Raw genomic sequence first — 18,422 nt, forward strand, 5'->3', positions numbered from 1 at the left:
TTAACGCACATCCTTTATTGGAACATACGGAAACGCATCGGCAACGTAATACCCCATCGCAACAATCATGCATATGACAACAAATAAATACACGTCATATTTTCCGAGCGTCAGTTCATAATAAAACGTTCTCGCTCGTTCATTTGTAAATCCTTTCGCTTCCATCGCCACCGCAATGCGCTGGGCGCGGCGAATGCTTTGTGATAAAAGCGGAATCGCGTATCGTTTGATGAGTTCAAGCTTCCCGCGAAAGCCTTTCGCTTTAGCCGCTCGGCGCACCTTTAACGCTTGATGCACCGTTTGAAATTCTTCCAGCATGATCGGCAGCAAACGAATGGCTGCTAAAAAACTATACGCATATTTCGGTTTCAATTTTGCTTGTTGCATAAGTGAATAAAACAAAAACACCGGCTTTGTCGTAAGCGCAAACATTAATCCAAAAATGGCAAACAAAAGCGTACGGAATCCGAGATGAACGCCGCGATAAAAACTTTCTTCCGTCACATGAATGAGCCCGAAGCGAAACCACGTCGTCTCTCCCTTGCCAAACAAAATCATGGACAACGACGTAGAAATGAAAATAAAGAAAAACGGCACGAAAAACAAAAGCATATGCTTCATTCGATAACCGCTAAACGACATAAATAATGCGGTAAAGCCGATCGTCCAGTTGATGAGCACGTTTGGGTTATGGACAAAAACAATAACGATAAACATCGGCAAAAATAACAATAATTTTACGGTTGGGTTCGTTTCATGCAACCACGTCTCTTTATGTTCGATGCTCCATCTCATCATATCCCACCTCGCACAAGCGTCCGTGGCACGATCGTTTCATCGGCGACAAGCTTTCCGTTTTCAATGATCCATCGTCTCGTCGCAAATTGAGAAACAATGCGCTCATCGTGCGTCACCATGACAATCGCCTTTCCTTGTTGTCGATACGCTTCAAGCCATTCGAGCAACGCAAACGTATTTTTTGCATCTTGCCCGAACGTCGGCTCGTCAAGAAGCAATATGCGATGACGCTCCGTTACTGAAGCGGCAACACTTAATCGCCGCTTTTGTCCCATCGACAATTGGTACGGATGCAAATGCCGTTGGGCGCTTAAATGAAACCGCCTAAGCAACCTCTCTACTTCCTCTTCTATTTCATATTCCGAGCGTTTTTCAAGACGTAAACAATAAGCTAGCTCATCATCTACACGATTTGTAACAAATTGAAACTCTGGATTTTGAAATACAAAAGCGATGTTGTCGTATAATACCCCATCATTTTTTACTAGCTCTCCTCGCCAATACATATCGCCTTCTGTTCGAATTAACTTCATGAAGCTTTGCAGCAACGTGCTTTTTCCTGCCCCATTTTCTCCTGTGACCGCAATCCATTCACCTGCACGAATGACGACATCATCGACTGTGATTTTTTCTTCTTTTTGTCGAAAACCGCGGAGCGACTGCACATGTAAAAGCACGTCTGACGGATGATACGGCTGCTGCGCTGTTTTTGGCTTTTCGTACATCTCCCACACTTCTGGATACCAAATGCCTTGTTCGGCAATAAACGAACGATACGTCGAAAATATATGATCCGTTGGGCCATCGGCAATCATTTCACCACATTCGTTAAACAAAATGATGCGCTCAACAAAATCGAGAATATGATCAATTTTATGCTCAACGATAACAACTGTTCGGTCGTCCGCTACTTCTTTTAACGTTTCCCATACTGCTTTTGTTCCTTCTTCATCGAGAAGCGCTGTCGGTTCATCTAAAAATAACACATCCGGGTCAAGCGCCAAGACAGAGGCAATCGCTAACCGCTGTTTCATTCCTCCCGATAACGTTTGAATCGGCACATGAACGTGCGGAAGACGAAGGCGCACGCGTTGAAGAACGCGCTCGATTTTTTCTTTCATCTCCGCACGTGGCACACCGAGATTTTCAAGGACAAACGCAATTTCTTCATCGACGTACGGCATGCAAAACTGCGCATCCGGATCTTGAAACACATAGCCGACTTGCTTTGGAATATGAAGCGCTTTTGCTTTCATCGGCACATCGATCGAGCGTGGAATAATGCCCGCCATCACTTGTAATAACGTCGATTTTCCACACCCTGATGGACCTAAAAGCAACACTTTTTCTCCTTTTTTGATCGAAAGCGATACATCGGTAAATAACCGTTTTTCCGCCCCCGGAAACTTTAACCGCAATTGTTCAATGTGTATCAACGATGTCACCTTCTATTTATCAAGCGAGTCGTAATCTTCTTTTGTCGTCGGGCGCAACAGTTGCGTCACACCTGTCGCTTCGAGCGCTTTGACAAGCGAATAAGCAAATACCCCCGCAATGATGATCGCTCCAACGAAACGCGCACCGATAAATAACGTTAAATTCCACCACGCTAATTGATCGATATATCCTTTGTAAAAATCAACTACTAACGAAGCGATGGTTGAACCGACGGCAGCAAGCGACACAACCGCCACGTCGAAACGTTTATAACGGAAAGCGGCGAAAACAAGCTCAGCGAGCAATCCTTGCACAAAACCGTAAAATAACACTTCTAGTCCCCACTCAGATCCAGCTAAAAACTCCCCTGAGGCGGCAGCGACTTCCGCAAGCAACGCCACTCCTGGCTTACGAATCAACAAATATGCCACTGTCGCAGCAATAAACCACATGCCATAAATAAGCTGATCGAGATGAAGCCCAAGCGGTTTCACCGCATAGTAAAGCGGTCCCCACACTTTATACACAATCCCAAACACAATCGCTACAACAACGGTCGTTAATACGTCTGTTAATTTAAGCCCTTTCGTTTGCATAAACATCCTCCTCTTCCATTGGCCAACGTTCTAATTTGTACGCCATGTCCCAAAATAAATATTCATACTGACTGCTGGTCCAAAAATGTTGCTTCATTCGCTCCAACTCTTTTTCACTTACTGTTTTCGCTATGTCGTTTAAGCGCGCAATTTGTTGTTCGACAAGCTGTCTAAACCAATCGGAGCCGTACGCTTCGATCCATTTCGCATAAATTGGATGATTCGGCTTACAATGCTTCAACCTCTCGCCAATTTCGTAATATAACCAATAGCACGGTAAAATGGCCGCTAACACATCACCAAAGTGCCCCGCAAACGCTGCCCGATACATATGTGACGTGTATGCATACGCGGTTGGGGCGGGAACAAATGACGCCTTTTCTTCTTCTGTAATGCCGAGCTCTTTCATAAACGTTTCATGTAAATGAAGCTCAGCTTCATACGTATTTTGCGCATGATTCGCCATGCTTGCGGTCGTTTGTAAATCGTCAGCCATCGCCCCGCCAAGCGCTTGCACTTTCGCAAAGTGTGTCAAATAATATGAATCTTGTAATACATAATACCGAAAACAACGTAAATCTAGCGTTCCTTCTCCTAGCTCTGTCACAAACGGATGTTGAAAACTCGCTTCCCAAATCGGATCGACAGCTTTGCGCAACTGTTCTGAAAACAACATTTCCTCTCCCCCTCATGAAAAATAAAAAACCACTTTCTTTGCGCAAAGAAAGTGGTTTGTAAACGATGGAAATTGGCATATAGACACACTTCGCACCGTCTCCACTTCCCTACGCTGGTATGATCCAGATCAGGTTCTAAGGGTCTCAAAGGCACACTTTGATCTCAGCCTATCTAAAGGCCCCCCTAGTGGAATGCATTTGCGTTATTCACTTTGTCACTAATATTAGCATATTTCATTGTTTTGTCAAATATTTTTCTCCATTATTTGCGCACATCGTGTTCTTCCTGTATGCTAAAGTAGCGAATATATAGTTCAGGAGTGGAATGTATGGCGAATGTATTTTTAAAACGAAAAAGAAAAAAGCGGCTCGAGCTTGGACATCCGTGGGTGTTTCAAAGCGAAGTTGACTATATTGAGGGGGACGTTGAACCAGGTGATTTCGTCAACGTATATAACCATCAACGTCATTTTTTAGCGAAAGGGTACATTAACCCGAAATCACAAATGATCGTGCGCGTGTTAACGCAAAATCCAAATGATGAATTAAATGCGCAATTTTTTATGAATCGCATTCGGCAAGCGTGGGCGTATCGCGAGCGCATGATTCCGGGCGTTCGTTCATGTCGCGCCATTTATGGAGAAGCGGATTTTTTACCTGGGCTCATCGTCGATAAATACGAAGATGTGCTCGTTGTCCAAATTTTATCGCTCGGCATGGAAAAAAGAAAAGAATGGATTTTACAAGCGCTTCTTGACGTCTTTCAGCCGAAAGCCATTTATTTGCGCAACGACGTCCACGTGCGTGAATTAGAGGGGCTGAAACAAGAAAAAGGATTTTGGTACGGCACGTGCGATACGAACGTACAAATTGAAGAAAATGGCGTGAAATATATTGTCGACATTGAAAACGGGCAAAAAACAGGGTTTTTCTTCGATCAGCGCCAAAATCGTGCCGCGATCAAGCCGCTCATTACAAGCGAATCGACTGTGCTCGATTGTTTTACGCATACCGGCTCATTTATGTTAAACGCCTGCTTATACGGGGCAAAACATGTGACCGCTGTCGACATTTCTGAACATGCGATTGAAACGGCAAAAAGAAACGCTGAGCTAAACGGATTTACAAACGTCGATTTCGTCGTGGCGAATGCGTTTGATTATTTAAGAGAGTGTGTACAAAAGGGGAAAAAATGGGATGTAGTCATTATTGATCCTCCAGCGTTTGCTAAGTCCGCTCATGCGGTACCAAAAGCGCTTGCCGGCTATAAAGATATTAATTTAAACGGCTTAAAGCTCGTCAAAGACGGCGGCTTTTTCGTAACAGCCAGTTGCTCGTATCATGTGCATCCCGATATGTTCCAAGCGATGGTCGCAGAAGCAGCGTTTGATGCAAAGAAAATTTTACGTCAAATTCATTGGAGCGGCGCAGGATATGACCATCCGAAACTGCTTGCCGCAGACGAAGGGGACTATTTGAAGTTTGCAATTTACGAAGTACATTCACGCAAATAAAACAGGTTGGCGTCCGCCAACCTGTTTGAAAATGGACAAAATTGTTGCTCACACACGACAACAAGATGGTGTATACTATAATTGAAAACGCTTACTTTTGTGTAGGTGATCGATATGTCATTAAAAACGATTTGTCCCAAGTGCTTCGGGAAAAAGAAAATAAAAATTTGTTTGTCGCTGTATAAAACATGCTCGTTTTGCAACGGAACAGGGAAAATTCAACAAACACCAACGAAACGAATTAGTTAAAAAGCACTTCACACCAACCATGGATGCGAAGTGCTTTTCGTTTATGCCACGGATTTTCGCTGTTTCGCTTTTGCCTGCGCTCGCAAAATTTTCACAGATAAATAAATCCCTGTTCCCGTTAAAATGATTATCGCAATCGCAGCCGCATCGATGATGAGACGATTCCAAATCCCAAGTTTCCCAACATGAATTGCACGGACAAACGAGGCGAATTTGTTCACTTCTTTTTTCACAACTGTGCCGTCTGGCGCAATCGTTACTAGCGTCCCATCTTTATCGTTTAACCGTACCATATACATACCGTGATTCATCACGACACCAACTTCGTCCATTGAAAATGCACCAGACTCACTCGCTTTTCTCACCGCATCAATCATATTTAACTTCCCATGTCCATGTCCATCCCCGTGCGCATGTTCATGGCTGCCGTGAGAATGACCACCCATTCCCATTAACCATCGCTCTGTTAACAATAAGCCTGTGACCGCTTCCAAAAGCAAAAATACAGAACAAATAAGTCCGATCCATAAATGCAAATTGCGCGTTTTTTTCACAAAAACCCCTCCATTTAAAAAGATGTGCTTGTCATGAATGTACAAAAAAGAGATGTGAAAAGTATGAAATGATTGCAAAAAAAATGTGAAATCCCCTCTTCCATATCGGAAAAGGGGATTTCATCATCATTTCATCAAATATACGCGCGCTTCGTATGGACGCAATGTAAAACGTGTCGCATGTTTATGTTGTTTGACATCGTAGTTTGTTAACACAAGTTGCTCGCTATTTAATTTTAACGAGTCGTAGCGATACATCGTTTTTCGGTCTGTTAAGTTCACGATGACGACCGCTTTTTCATCGCCTAACGTGCGCGTATACGCATAAATTGCTTTATGGTTTTCTAATATTAAATCATATGTTCCGTAAACGAATACGTCATGTTGTTTACGAAGTTGAATCATGCGCTTGTAAAAGTTTAAAACAGAGTTCGGGTCGTTTAGCTGCTTTTGAACGTTAATTTGTTTATAGTTTTCATTCACCCCAATCCAAGGCGTCCCTGTCGTAAAGCCGGCATTTTTTTCGTCGGACCATTGCATCGGTGTGCGCGAATTGTCGCGGCCATTTTTCCAAATCCAACGCATCACTTCTTCATGAGAACGACCTTTGGCGCGTTCAATGCGATAGTAATTTTTAATAGCGACATCGTCATATTCATCAATCGTTTCGAACTGTACGTTCGTCATGCCAATTTCTTGCCCTTGATAAATAAACGGTGTCCCTTGCATAAGAAAATATAATGCGCCTAACGCTTTTGCGCTTTCGGCAAGATATTGCTCATCATTTCCCCACGTTGACACCGAACGCGGTTGGTCGTGGTTTTCAAGAAATAGCGCATTCCATCCAACGCCTTCTAACCCTTTTTGCCATTTCGTTAATACGCGTTTTAATTTCCGAACATCGACACCGCCGTCTGTTCCTTTTTGCCAAAGTCCAAGATGCTCAAACTGAAAAATCATATTAAAAATGCCGTTTTCTTCACCGACCCAATCTTCCGCTTCCTCTACAGTGACTCCGTTTGCTTCTCCAACCGTCATAATGTCATAACGCGCAAACGTTTGCGCTTTAAGTTCACGAAGATACTCCATAATTCCTTCTTGATTCATATGGCCATCAAACGAAGGAACGTAATCAAGACCTTTTGGATTCGGTAAATCAGGGAGACCTTCTTTTTTCTTAATGTGTGAAATCGCATCAACACGGAAGCCATCAATTCCTTTGTCAAGCCACCAGTTGATCATATCGTATAACGCGCGACGAACATCTTCATTTTCCCAGTTCAAATCGGGCTGCTTCGTCGCAAAAACGTGCAAATAATATTGATCCGTCGTCTCGTCATATTCCCAAGCAGAACCGCCAAAAATACTTTCCCAGTTGTTTGGCTCTTTTCCATTTTTTCCATCGCGCCAAATGTACCAATCGCGTTTTGGATTATCTCGTGATGAGCGCGATTCAATAAACCACGGATGCTCATCGCTCGTATGGTTAATGACGAGATCTAAAATGACTTTCATATCGCGCTTATGAATTTCTTCAAGCAACTGATCGAAATCTTTCATCGTGCCAAACTGCTCCATAATGTCTTGATAGTCGCTAATGTCATAGCCGTTGTCAGCGTTTGGCGATTTATAAATTGGACAAATCCATATGACATCGATTCCAAGGTCTTTTAAATAATCAAGCTTTTGAATAATCCCTTGTAAATCACCAATCCCGTCTCCGTTTGAATCCATAAAGCTTCTCGGATATATTTGATATGCAACCGCTTCTTTCCACCAAGCTTTTTTCACGTAAAATCCTCCTCAATCCAATCAAAATAAATCGCTTTCAATGATCTTCACTCTTTCATGTTAATATACAAACGGCTTCGTTTAAAGAGGAAGTTGCACTTTTTCATAAAAAATTTCGTTTTTGTTGTGCAAACGGTTTAAATACGAACAAAAATAGACAACGATGCATCATCGTTGCCTACTATATACTTATAATTTATTCCATTTCATTCATTTTATTCGTTCGATTTGAAATGGTAATGCGACCGATAAACATCGCAAAAATAAAGCCAATGCCAACAAAAATCAATCCGTACAAAAACACATCGCTTAACGCATCCACAAGCGTTTGTTTTAATACAGGCACAAACATTTGTTGCATTTGTTCAGGAATTTTTTTCAACGTCTCTGGATTTAAAATGACCGAATATACGCTTTGCGGATTCGATTCAACGAGTTGTTTAAATGAATCCATCATCGCATGCGCTTGTTCCGGCAATTGTTGTAATAACGGAAGAAACTTCGCTTCCAATAAATCTTTCGAACGATGGTTCATAATTGCCCCTAACAATGTTGCCCCAAACGTCCCACCGATTTGACGGAAAAACTGGCTCGATGATGTCACGATGCCAAGCTGCGATTTTGGAAACACTTCTTGCAACGCAAGCGTAATGACTGGATTGACGAATCCTAGCCCAAAACCGAGCGTCGCCATAAATGACATCGCTGTCCATTTATTTGTATGGACATCCATCGTTGACAATAAGAAAAAGCCAAGCGCTACGAGCACCATTCCAACAATGACTTGCGGACGGACGCCAATTTTTTGCACAAGCCGTCCACCAATCATGCTTGCGATAATAAGGGCAAACATCATCGGAAACATCATCGTTCCCGATTCTGACGGACTCATCCCGATAATGCCTTGCATAAAGAGCGGCACGAACATAATCGCTCCAAACATGCCAACAGACATAAAAAAACCGACACTATTGAGCACAACAAACGTCTTATTTTTTAATAAATGAATCGGCATAATTGGCTCCTCAGCTTTACGCTCAACAAACACAAATAAGCTGAAGAAAACGACCGAGCTAGCTAGTAAAGAAATGATTTGCCATGATAGCCAATCGTATTTGTCGCCGCCGAACGTTAACGCTAACAACAACGAAACAACGGCCACAACCATTGTAAACATGCCGGCCAAATCAAGTTTTACGCGCTCAGCCATACGATGATTATGCAAACCAAGAGAAATGAGAACAATGGCTAATATGCCGACGGGAAGGTTAATATAAAACACCCAACGCCAATTTAACGAATCAACAATCCATCCCCCAACTTGTGGACCAAGAATAGACGCTAATCCGAATACGCCGCCAAACACACCTTGCCATTTTGCACGCTCTGCCCCCGTAAATAAATCACCAATGACAATCATCGCCATCGGCATCATAATGCCACCGCCAATTCCTTGAATGGCGCGGAAAATAATAAGCTGCGTCATCGTATCTGCCATGCCACATAGCGCTGAACCAATAATAAAAATCGCTAATCCTGTCACATAAATCGACTTTCTTCCAAACAAATCAGCAAGCTTACCGGCAATTGGAACAATCGTTGTTGATGTGAGCATGTACGCTGTTGTTAACCATGCCATCATACTTAGTCCACCAAGTTCCCCAACGATGCGCGGCAACGCTGTGCCAACAATCGTTCCATCGAGCGCCCCGAACAACATCGCAACAAGTAGTCCTGTAATTAAAATGCCTCGCTTTTGTTGTATATCGGCCATGCTCGCTTGTATCGCGGCCTGTTCTTTCATGTGTATCACTTCTCCTCTTTTTCATTTGTCGCAACAATTTTTTCGATCGTACAGACAAATTGTTCAAGCTCATCGGGTTGCAATTGTTTTAAATAACGTTCAATAATTTTTCTTCGCTCCGCACGCGCATGTTCAAGCATTTCTCTCCCCTTTTTAGACAACTGTACATACACAACGCGACGATCTTCCTCATCCCGTTCGCGCAAGACAAACCCGCTTTTATATAAGCGATCGATCATCGTTGTAATCGCGCTCGGTTTGACAAACATTTCATCCGCCAATTCGCTCACTGTGCATTTTTCACGCTTTGACAGCAAATTTAAAATAAAAAACTGCGGTTTCGTTAAACCAATTTCTTCTTTCGCTAAATCGGCTGCCAGTTTGCGAACGGCTAACGAAAACGCATGCTCTAATCGCTCAACAAGCGTAGGAAACGGCGTTTGCTCCATACCCACCCCACCTTTTTTAACTATATAAATATTTAACATAGTTAAATATATACGAAAGAAAATATAAAGTCAATGAATCATTCCTGACGTATCAAATGACGCGCTCGTTCATACATTGTCATAAGGAGGGAGCGCGATGAAACGAGATGAACAAAAAGCATTAGAAAAAGCGATTGCGGAAATTACGGAAATTGCTGAAGGGTTTGGACTCGACTTTTATGAAATGCGTTATGAAATTTGTCCAGCTGATATTATTTACACATTTGGAGCATACGGTATGCCGACACGGTTTTCCCATTGGAGCTTCGGCAAACAATTTCATAAAATGAAGCTCCATTACGATCTCGGATTAAGTAAAATTTACGAACTTGTCATTAACTCCGATCCGTGCTACGCATTTTTATTAAATACAAATACGCTTATTCAAAATAAATTAATTGTCGCACACGTACTTGCCCATAGCGACTTTTTTAAAAATAACGTTCGCTTTAGCAACACAAAACGAGATATGGTCGAAAGCATGGCAGCAACAGCTGAACGAATTAAACATTACGAGCACGAATACGGGAAACAAGAAGTCGAAAAGTTTTTAGACGCTGTATTAGCCATTCAAGAACATATTGATCCTTCCCTTCTGCGTCCAAAACTTTCATGGACGATCGCTGATACGGAAGTATACGAAGACGATCATGAAACGCCAAAACCTTCTCCGTATGACGACTTATGGTCTCTTGGTGAAAAGAAAAAAACAACGCCCGCTCGAAAAAAGAGAAGAAAGTTTCCTCCCCATCCTGAGAAAGATTTATTGCTGTTTATCGAAGAATATAGTCGTGAACTCGACGAGTGGCAGCGCGACATTTTAACGATGATGCGAGAAGAAATGCTTTATTTTTGGCCACAGCTCGAAACGAAAATTATGAACGAAGGATGGGCGACGTACTGGCATCAACGTATTTTACGCGAAATGGATTTAACGAGCGATGAAGCGATTGAATTTGCGAAATTAAATGCAGGTGTTGTGCAACCTTCACGTACAGGCATTAATCCGTACTATTTAGGACTGAAAATTTTTGAAGATATCGAAAAACGATGGGACAATCCGACGGAAGAAATGAAAAAACTTGGCGTCAAACCGGGTTCGGGACGCGCAAAAATATTTGAAGTACGCGAATTAGAATCCGACATTTCTTTTTTGCGCAACTATTTAACGAAAGAACTCGTCATGCGCGAAGATATGTATTTATTCCAAAAACAAGGAAAAGACTACAAAATTGTTGATAAACATTGGGAACATATACGCGATCAACTTGTGAACATGCGCGTAAACGGCGGCTTCCCATACATTACAGTGAACGATGGCGACTATATGCGCAATGGGGAACTATATTTAAAACATTGGTACGAAGGTATTGAACTAGACGTAAAATATTTAGAAAAAGTGCTTCCTTACATTTATCAACTTTGGGGCCGTGCGGTTCATATCGAAACAGTGATCGAAAACAAACCGACGCTATTCACATACGACGGGCGAAACGTACAACGAAAATATATATGAGCTACTGAGTGCGCAACTAACAAAAAGTTTACATTTTATGTAAACTTTTTGTTTTTCTCTGCTCAGTAATTACATAAAACTTGTGTCACATCACTTATTTAATTAAAATTTTACCTGTGTTCTTAAAACGTTCTATAATAACAAATAGTCGAGAATAGCAGTCTTGGATAGTTTTCTCATTCCTAATATTATTGTAAAGTCCTATACCAAAGTACGTATCTTTATAAAATCCTACTACATAGTCTCCTGATTTTATGATGTGAGCGTCTTCATAACTTAATTGATCATCAAGAAACGCCAAATAGACCTTTTCAGAATCAATAAAAACAAACGGAATAGGGGATTCCCAATAAATTTTAGCATACTGTGGCTCAGCTGCCTCTTTTAAGTGCTTTTTAGTAATAAATACACTATCCACGTTTGCGAATTTTTTTTGCAAAACGTCTTCCATCGACATTTGAATGAAAGAAACGTTTTTTTCCCTAATCTTAGGAATATCCCCAACAATTCCGATTTTTAGTTCATTTCCTGAATAAACTGGAGAATGAAAATTTGCTCCCTCATTTGTTTTGTGGGTCAAGTACGCAATGAAGAATACTAATATCAGCATTATGAATAGTTTTCTCATAATTTCCTCCTAATGAATGATAATTAAAACAACTACATTATACCAAAACCATAATTATAAAAAATAGTTTTTTTTTGGATTTTGTTTGTTAGTATTATATTAGTTGCTATCCAAACGATAGCGTAAGAAGTCAATTTTCTATTATATGGAGGTACATAATGAAAAAGATTTTATTATCACTTTTTTTATTATTCACTTTATCAAGTCTAGCTCCAATCAACAGCCAAGTTTATGCAGAAGAAAATAGTGATGTTAGAAAATTTGTTGAATTAAAGGATAGTGATGTATTCACTTCTATGACTGATGAAGAATTAGATAAGATTAGGAATTCTAATGAAGACTATCATGTCGAGTTAACATATGAACAAGCTGTTGAGAGAACAGCCGAAATAACTGGAAAATCAGTCGAACAGGTTATGAAAGAAAATCCAAATGTTGAAACCGAATTTATCGATAAAAAGCATGTAATGAAAATCGCTAGTTCAACATGTACTTGGCATGAAACTTCAACTACCCACAAAGTTTACAGCTATAATGCCAAATTAATTGTTATAGTAAAAGCGTGCAGGAATGGCTCTTTTGGGTGGGTAGATGTTAATACTAAACCGATGTTACAGGAATTTCAAGCAGGAAGCAAGTATTTCCAAGGAACAATACAGGTCGATTTAGAGCCAACTGGTTATTATTACGTTGTAAATGGAAGTTTTTACAATAATACTACCGTAACCCATACTGGAACAACGGGTGCTAACACAATCTGGACAGCTACATACACTGTAAGCACAACATCTAATTACTACGGTTCATTATATACAGGTGTTCAGTGGAAAGCTGTCATCTATTAAATACAATGCAACTTGTGGTTTTGTTTTAGATGGCATTATTTTCTCTGCTTATCAGCGTGCTAGTTTGTCTGGTGATAAGAACGAGGCATAGATCTCAGAAATCTTTATATTACAACCTATATAAGGCTAACCTAAATTTTTAGGTTGGCCTTATTTTAATGGCAATTATCAAATCAAAGTATCTGTCTCAAATATTTTTTTAACTGTCTGAATTCAATGAACACATCAGTAGCTTTTTTGTTGAAACTTTTTTCTGTTTTTTCCGTACATACATATAAATAACAAGAAAGGTGGGTTTATATGAAAAATCGTTCCTTTACCGGTATCATCATCGGTACCATTTTGGGCATTTTTCTTCTCGTCATTGCCTTAACGTCATGGTACACCGTTGATGAGTCGGAACAAGCCATTATTTTAACATTTGGGAAAATTGATGAGGAAGTGACAACACCAGGACTACATTTTAAACTCCCTTGGCCGATTCAAACGGTCGAAACGTTATCGCGAGAAACGTTTAGTTTACAATTCGGGTACAAAGAAGAAAACGGAAAAGTCGTCGCCTCAAATCAAGGGGATACAAAAATGATTACAGGCGATGAAAATATTGTGCTCGCCGATATGGTCGTCCAATGGAAAATTACCGATCCTGCGAAATTTCTTTATCGTTCATACGAGCCGGAACAAATTTTATACAATGCGACATCTGCCTCCTTGCGCAGCGTCATCGGTAGTTCGAAAATCGACGATGCCTTAACGTCAGGAAAGGCAAAAATCGAAGCGGATGTGCGCGAATCGCTCACCGCATTAATGAAAAAATACGATATCGGCATTTCTATTTTAGCTGTGAAGTTACAAGATGTTGATTTGCCAAATGATGAAGTGCGCAAAGCATTTACAAACGTCACAGATGCACGCGAAACGATGAACACGAAAATTAACGAAGCGAACAAATACCGAAATAAACGAACGAAAGAAGCCGAAGGGGAAAAAGACGCATTAATTTCCCAAGCGGAAGCTGATAAAGTGGCACGTATTGAAAAAGCATATGGAGATGTCGCAAAATTTAACGCCTTATATGAAGAATACAAAAATGCAAAAGATATTACAAAACAACGGCTAATGATCGAAACGCTCGAACAAGTGTTGCCATACACGCGCATTTACATTATGAATGACGATGGGAATACGCTAAAATATTTGCCAATTCAACCGATCGAAAAACAAACGACAGAGAAAAAGACAGAGAAAGGAAGTGGTAACGAATGACAAACTTCCAAGACGATCAAAACATCATTCACTTTAAAGATAAACTTCCAACGAAATGGTTTCGTTTTATCATCGGTGGCGTCATTGGACTTGTTTTACTTGTTATCGCCTTAACAAACGTATATATCGTTCATGAAAACGAGTATAAAGTTGTCCGCCAATTTGGTGAAATTGTTCGCATCGATCAAACGCCGGGATTACGTTTTAAAATTCCGTTTATTCAAACCGTCACAACACTGCCGAAAGCACAAATTTTTTACGACGTAGCCGAAGCAGAAATTAATACAAAAGATAAAAAGCGAATTCTCGTCAACCATTACGCCATTTGGGAAATTACAAATCCGAAAGAAATGATTCAAAATGCTCGCACATTAGAAAATGCAGAATCAAAAATGGATGAATTTATTTTCTCCATTGTCCGCACCGAGCTTGGACGATTAAATTACGATGAAATTATTAACGATGAAAAGTCATCGCGCGGCAGTTTAAACGATGAAGTAACAGCGAAAGTAAACGAGCTGTTACAACAAGACCGTTACGGCATTCGCGTCGTTGATGTGCGCATGAAGCGCATTGACTTACCGGAAGAAAACGAACAGTCTGTTTATAAACGAATGATTTCCGAACGCGAATCAAAAGCGCAAGAATATTTGTCGATGGGAGATGCCCAAAAGCAACGCATTATCGCACAAACAGACCGCGAAGTGAAAGAAATGCTCGCCAAAGCGCAAGCGGATGCGGAACGCATTCGTGCCGCAGGTGAACAAGAAGCAGCGCGCATTTATAACGAAACATTCGCAAAAGATCCTGAATTTTATTCGTTTTACCGTACGCTCGAGTCATATAAAACGACCATCGGCGAAGATACGGTCGTCATTTTACCAGCCAATTCACCGTACGCCAAATGGCTGCTCGGTCAAACGCGCTGATCATTCAGCGCGTTTCATGCTCAAGCAACCATTTTTTTCTTTCTATCCCCCACGCATACCCGCCAATTCCACCGTCTGTACGTACGACGCGATGACAAGGGATAACGATCGTGAATGGGTTGCTGCCGACAGCATTTCCAACTGCTCGCACTGCCTTCGGACGTCCAATTTGTTTTGCAATGTGAGCATACGAAACAGTTTGTCCGTAAGGAATCGTTTGCAACGCTTCCCATACGCGAACTTGAAACGGTGTACCCATGAGCTTTAGTGGAATCGAAAACGATGTCCGTTTCTTTTGAAAGTATTGTTCAATCTCCTCTATCCATGGCATAAAGCTAGTTGGAATATTTCGCCCTCCACATTGTTCCACAACATCTATGCGCTCTATGCTTTCATCTGTTCCAATGATTTGTAACCAACCAATTGGCGATTCATAATATGCGATGTGCTTCTCCATGACCAACTCTCCTCTGCCAAATCGCACAACATTTACAGCGAAAAAAAACGGCCATTTTTTCATAAACTACATATAGCTCCTCACGATAAGGAGGGTTTGCGTTGCATACAGCTGATTACGATAAAGCGCTTTATTATACGTACCGATCGGAATGGGATCATTTACTCATTCTTATGGTGCGCACAAAAGACGATTTACTTTCAAAAAAAATTGAACAGTTTCTTCATGCATATAATTTCGAAAAAGATTACACTGTCGTTCAAAAGCGGCTAAATGCATTGTTACGTTACATCGATCATGCGTTAGATGTGTATGAACAAGAGCCAACAATGACAATGCAATATGATTATTAAAGTCCTTCAAAAACAACTGATAAGGCATTACGCCTTATCAGTTGTTAACATATATACCCGCTCCATGACGGCTGTTTCTAATTGCTCTAGTTGTTGTTTTGCTTCCGTCAACGTTCGTCCTTTCACTCCAAAATAAAATTTCATTTTCGGCTCTGTGCCAGATGGGCGTGCACAAAACCAAGATCCATCTTCAAGTACATATTTTAATACGTTCGACTTCGGCAAATGAATCGTTTCTTTTTTTCCTGTATCCACATACACTCGTTCGCTCGCTTTATAGTCTTCGCGAATAACAACACGTTGCTTTCCGACAACTGTTGGCGGCTCATGACGGAACGTCGCTAATAACGCCTCAATTCGCTCCGCTCCTTCTTTTCCTTTGAGCGTAAGTGAACGCAATCCTTCTTGATAATATCCGTATTGCTCAAATAGTTGCATAAGCGCTTCGTATAAAGATAATCCTCGTTTTTTATAAAACGCGCACACTTCAACAGCTAAAACGGCGGCTTGAATCGCATCTTTATCACGCGCAAAATCACCGATTAAATAGCCGTAACTTTCTTCGTAGCCGAACTGGAATACGTACTCCCCTGTTTGTTCATATTGTTTAATTTTTTCACCGATAAACTTAAATCCTGTTAACGTATCCATCGTTTTTATATCGAACGACTCGGCAATGGCGCGACCAAATTCAGACGTCACGATCGTTTTAAATACAATTCCGTTTGGCGGCAATATCCCTTTTTCTTTCTTTTGTGAAAGAATGTAATGAAGTAATAATCCACCTGTTTGATTGCCCGTTAAAACGACGTATTCCCCTTGTTCATTTTTTACCGCAATCCCTAAACGGTCGGCATCAGGATCTGTGGCAATTAACACGTCCGCATCCACTTGTTTTCCGAGCTGAATCGCTAATTCAAACGCGGCATGTTCTTCTGGGTTCGGCGATTTGACCGTTGAAAAGTTCGGGTCAGGCTGCTCTTGTTCTTTTACTACAAACACGTTTTTATAACCAAATTCCTTCAATCCGCGTTGAACGAGCTTATTTGCTGTGCCATGAAGCGGTGTAAAAACAACGTTTACATCAACTTCATGAGCAAGTTGCGGGGAAAGAGAAATCGTCTTTAATTTTTGTATGTATGCCTCATCAATTTCCGCTCCGATGATTTGAATGAGCCCTTTTTCTTTTAATACGTCTTCTTGCTCAATCTCAAGCTCCCATTCATTTTCAATCGCATTGACGTGCCCAATGACGACATCGGCGATATGTGGCGGCAACTGTGCCCCATCTTCCCCATATACTTTATACCCGTTATACTCCGGTGGATTGTGGCTTGCGGTAATGACAATACCCGAAAAGGCACGTAAATGACGTACGGCAAATGAAAGTTCTGGCGTCGGGCGAAGCTCATCAAACACGTACGTTTGAATCCCATAGGTCGCAAGCGTCTTGGCGGCTTCCATCGCAAACTGTTGCGATTTATGGCGCGAGTCGTATGCGATGACCACCCCTCGTTTTTTTGCTTCCTCACCGAACGACGCAATGTATCGAGCGAGTCCTGCCGATGCTTTTCGCACCGTATATATGTTCATTCGATTCGTCCCTGGTCCAATTTCCCCGCGCATGCCCCCTGTGCCGAACTCTAACGTCTTATAAAAGCAGTCTTCTAACAGTTTTTCATCTTGCTCTAGTTGTTGCAAATGAGCACGTAGCTCTTCATCTAACTGCGCTTCTTTCCAACGTTCATATATTATTTTCCAAGTCACGTTTATCCCTCCATATCGTTGCTCATTGTAACTTATTCTCGCTTTTTTATGCAAATTCCTTTTTTAATACGAAAAGCGCAAAGCGCCCGCCTATCGGCGAAGAGCGCACAAGCCCCACCGAGGAGGCTGTCGCCGCCGCAGTGTGGGGCGGAGCGACTCGAGCCGATGGCGCTTGGAGCTAGACAGCTCCCTAAATCCGAAATTTTATACTTTAATTAATTATAAAAAGGAGCTCCTCATAAAGAAGCCCCTTTCTTGTTTAATGATATGAAGGTTCGGAAATCTCGGATAACGCTTGTTCTGCCGCTTCATCGTATGCTTGGTTTGTGGCGATATCACCTAAAGCAACAATGCCACAAAGCGCATTATTTTGTACGATTGGCAAGCGGCGAATTTGGTTTTTGGCCATTACTTTCGCTGCTTCATCAACGCTCATGTTTGGCGCACCTGTGACGACATCACTTGTCATCACTTGTGAAACAGGTGTCGAAGGGGTTAATCCTTGCGCCGTCGTACGAAGGGTAATGTCACGGTCAGTAATGATCCCTTTTACTTTTCCATTTTCAACAACAGGAATAGCGCCAACATTATGTTCATTCATTAATTGTGCTGCCTCTTGAACAGATTGATCTGGTGTGACCGTTGCTACTTGGCGCGTCATGATCGATTCAACTGTATGATTCAATATGATCCTCCCCTTTCGCTTTTTATTGTGCACGTTCGCTTGTTCATTATGTAAGTAAAATATCGTCG

At 41.4% G+C, this 18,422-nt stretch carries 18 protein-coding genes and 1 riboswitch; of the genes, 6 read left to right on the top strand and 12 right to left on the bottom strand.

Annotation, left to right across the window (positions count from 1 at the left end; all coding sequences use genetic code 11):
- The 4 genes from JV16_RS05270 to tenA are packed head-to-tail and all read right to left on the bottom strand — an operon-like array spanning position 1 to position 3,507.
- Entirely contained in the window at positions 1-795 is a 795-nt protein-coding gene (locus JV16_RS05270; protein ID WP_021095497.1) for an energy-coupling factor transporter transmembrane component T family protein, read from the bottom strand.
- A complete protein-coding gene (locus tag JV16_RS05275) occupies positions 795-2,243 on the bottom strand; it encodes an ABC transporter ATP-binding protein (protein ID WP_035063401.1) in 1,449 nt (482 codons plus the stop codon). Before JV16_RS05275 ends, JV16_RS05270 begins: the two co-directional genes overlap by 1 nt.
- Positions 2,244-2,246: 3 nt before the next feature.
- Complete coding sequence (locus JV16_RS05280; protein ID WP_042534599.1) at positions 2,247-2,837, bottom strand: ECF transporter S component; 591 nt, start codon at positions 2,835-2,837, stop codon at positions 2,247-2,249.
- On the bottom strand, positions 2,812-3,507 hold the full coding sequence (gene tenA / locus JV16_RS05285; RefSeq protein ID WP_042534601.1) for a thiaminase II: 696 nt from the start codon (positions 3,505-3,507) through the stop codon (positions 2,812-2,814). Before tenA ends, JV16_RS05280 begins: the two co-directional genes overlap by 26 nt.
- 89 nt (positions 3,508-3,596) lie before the next feature.
- Positions 3,597-3,704, bottom strand: a riboswitch (TPP riboswitch).
- A gap of 133 nt (positions 3,705-3,837) precedes the next feature.
- Here tenA and JV16_RS05290 point away from each other — a divergent pair.
- Positions 3,838-5,022, top strand: a complete 1,185-nt coding sequence (locus tag JV16_RS05290; RefSeq protein WP_021095494.1) for a class I SAM-dependent rRNA methyltransferase — start codon at positions 3,838-3,840, stop codon at positions 5,020-5,022.
- A gap of 290 nt (positions 5,023-5,312) precedes the next feature.
- Here the strand turns inward: JV16_RS05290 and JV16_RS05295 are convergent, their stop codons facing one another.
- The 4 genes from JV16_RS05295 to JV16_RS05310 form a co-directional block, all read right to left on the bottom strand.
- Complete coding sequence (locus JV16_RS05295; RefSeq protein ID WP_021095493.1) at positions 5,313-5,825, bottom strand: PepSY domain-containing protein; 513 nt, start codon at positions 5,823-5,825, stop codon at positions 5,313-5,315.
- A 126-nt stretch (positions 5,826-5,951) separates the two neighbouring features.
- On the bottom strand, positions 5,952-7,616 hold the full coding sequence (locus tag JV16_RS05300; RefSeq protein WP_021095492.1) for a glycoside hydrolase family 13 protein: 1,665 nt from the start codon (positions 7,614-7,616) through the stop codon (positions 5,952-5,954).
- A gap of 196 nt (positions 7,617-7,812) precedes the next feature.
- Positions 7,813-9,420, bottom strand: a complete 1,608-nt coding sequence (locus tag JV16_RS05305; protein WP_042534611.1) for an MDR family MFS transporter — start codon at positions 9,418-9,420, stop codon at positions 7,813-7,815.
- Between the two features lie 5 nt (positions 9,421-9,425).
- The gene (locus tag JV16_RS05310) at positions 9,426-9,869 is read right to left on the bottom strand and encodes a MarR family winged helix-turn-helix transcriptional regulator (RefSeq protein ID WP_021095489.1); all 444 of its coding nucleotides are present in this window, start codon (positions 9,867-9,869) and stop codon (positions 9,426-9,428) included.
- Positions 9,870-10,005: 136 nt separating this feature from the next.
- Between JV16_RS05310 and JV16_RS05315 the strand changes: the two genes are divergently transcribed.
- Positions 10,006-11,424, top strand: a complete 1,419-nt coding sequence (locus JV16_RS05315) for a SpoVR family protein (protein ID WP_042534613.1) — start codon at positions 10,006-10,008, stop codon at positions 11,422-11,424.
- A gap of 94 nt (positions 11,425-11,518) precedes the next feature.
- On the opposite strand, the gene JV16_RS05320 is transcribed toward JV16_RS05315, so the two are convergent.
- The gene (locus JV16_RS05320) at positions 11,519-12,052 is read right to left on the bottom strand and encodes a hypothetical protein (protein ID WP_052481216.1); all 534 of its coding nucleotides are present in this window, start codon (positions 12,050-12,052) and stop codon (positions 11,519-11,521) included.
- 158 nt (positions 12,053-12,210) lie between these two features.
- On the opposite strand from JV16_RS05320, the gene JV16_RS05325 reads away from it, so the two are divergent.
- The 3 genes from JV16_RS05325 to hflC all read left to right on the top strand — a co-directional run bounded on the left by JV16_RS05325 (position 12,211) and on the right by hflC (position 15,092).
- Positions 12,211-12,897 (top strand): hypothetical protein, encoded by a 687-nt coding sequence (locus tag JV16_RS05325; protein WP_042534616.1) that lies wholly within the window; start codon positions 12,211-12,213, stop codon positions 12,895-12,897.
- A gap of 300 nt (positions 12,898-13,197) precedes the next feature.
- Positions 13,198-14,163, top strand: a complete 966-nt coding sequence (gene hflK, locus JV16_RS05330; RefSeq protein ID WP_042534621.1) for an FtsH protease activity modulator HflK — start codon at positions 13,198-13,200, stop codon at positions 14,161-14,163.
- Positions 14,160-15,092 (top strand): protease modulator HflC, encoded by a 933-nt coding sequence (gene hflC, locus JV16_RS05335; protein WP_042534624.1) that lies wholly within the window; start codon positions 14,160-14,162, stop codon positions 15,090-15,092. The genes hflK and hflC overlap by 4 nt, the downstream gene beginning before the upstream one ends.
- Positions 15,093-15,096: 4 nt before the next feature.
- Here the strand turns inward: hflC and JV16_RS05340 are convergent, their stop codons facing one another.
- Entirely contained in the window at positions 15,097-15,549 is a 453-nt protein-coding gene (locus JV16_RS05340; protein ID WP_042534670.1) for a methylated-DNA--[protein]-cysteine S-methyltransferase, read from the bottom strand.
- A 101-nt stretch (positions 15,550-15,650) separates the two neighbouring features.
- On the opposite strand from JV16_RS05340, the gene JV16_RS05345 reads away from it, so the two are divergent.
- A complete protein-coding gene (locus JV16_RS05345; RefSeq protein WP_021095484.1) occupies positions 15,651-15,902 on the top strand; it encodes a YhdB family protein in 252 nt (83 codons plus the stop codon).
- A 27-nt stretch (positions 15,903-15,929) separates the two neighbouring features.
- Here JV16_RS05345 and JV16_RS05350 read toward each other — a convergent pair whose 3' ends face one another.
- Together JV16_RS05350 and JV16_RS05355 are read right to left on the bottom strand one after the other, a co-directional pair.
- The gene (locus tag JV16_RS05350; RefSeq protein ID WP_021095483.1) at positions 15,930-17,669 is read right to left on the bottom strand and encodes a phospho-sugar mutase; all 1,740 of its coding nucleotides are present in this window, start codon (positions 17,667-17,669) and stop codon (positions 15,930-15,932) included.
- Positions 17,670-17,928: 259 nt separating this feature from the next.
- Positions 17,929-18,330: a CBS domain-containing protein gene (locus tag JV16_RS05355; RefSeq protein ID WP_084220274.1), complete on the bottom strand. Its 402-nt coding sequence runs from the start codon at positions 18,328-18,330 to the stop codon at positions 17,929-17,931.
- Between the last annotated feature and the right edge of the window lie 92 nt (positions 18,331-18,422).

The sequence above is a fragment of the Anoxybacillus ayderensis genome (assembly GCF_000833605.1).
Lineage (GTDB): Bacteria > Bacillota > Bacilli > Bacillales > Anoxybacillaceae > Anoxybacillus > Anoxybacillus ayderensis.

What these genes read in the sequence shown, in the direction of transcription:
- JV16_RS05280 (WP_042534599.1), bottom strand. Translation starts at nt 2,837, where the DNA reads ATGTTTATGCAAACGAAAGGGCTTAAATTAACAGACGTATTAACGACC.
- JV16_RS05355 (WP_084220274.1), bottom strand. Translation starts at nt 18,330, where the DNA reads ATGACGCGCCAAGTAGCAACGGTCACACCAGATCAATCTGTTCAAGAG.
- JV16_RS05315 (WP_042534613.1), top strand. Translation starts at nt 10,006, where the DNA reads ATGAAACGAGATGAACAAAAAGCATTAGAAAAAGCGATTGCGGAAATT.
- JV16_RS05320 (WP_052481216.1), bottom strand. Translation starts at nt 12,052, where the DNA reads ATGAGAAAACTATTCATAATGCTGATATTAGTATTCTTCATTGCGTAC.
- JV16_RS05290 (WP_021095494.1), top strand. Translation starts at nt 3,838, where the DNA reads ATGGCGAATGTATTTTTAAAACGAAAAAGAAAAAAGCGGCTCGAGCTT.
- JV16_RS05340 (WP_042534670.1), bottom strand. Translation starts at nt 15,549, where the DNA reads ATGGAGAAGCACATCGCATATTATGAATCGCCAATTGGTTGGTTACAA.
- hflK (WP_042534621.1), top strand. Translation starts at nt 13,198, where the DNA reads ATGAAAAATCGTTCCTTTACCGGTATCATCATCGGTACCATTTTGGGC.
- JV16_RS05325 (WP_042534616.1), top strand. Translation starts at nt 12,211, where the DNA reads ATGAAAAAGATTTTATTATCACTTTTTTTATTATTCACTTTATCAAGT.
- hflC (WP_042534624.1), top strand. Translation starts at nt 14,160, where the DNA reads ATGACAAACTTCCAAGACGATCAAAACATCATTCACTTTAAAGATAAA.
- JV16_RS05310 (WP_021095489.1), bottom strand. Translation starts at nt 9,869, where the DNA reads ATGGAGCAAACGCCGTTTCCTACGCTTGTTGAGCGATTAGAGCATGCG.
- JV16_RS05305 (WP_042534611.1), bottom strand. Translation starts at nt 9,420, where the DNA reads ATGAAAGAACAGGCCGCGATACAAGCGAGCATGGCCGATATACAACAA.
- JV16_RS05270 (WP_021095497.1), bottom strand. Translation starts at nt 795, where the DNA reads ATGAGATGGAGCATCGAACATAAAGAGACGTGGTTGCATGAAACGAAC.
- tenA (WP_042534601.1), bottom strand. Translation starts at nt 3,507, where the DNA reads ATGTTGTTTTCAGAACAGTTGCGCAAAGCTGTCGATCCGATTTGGGAA.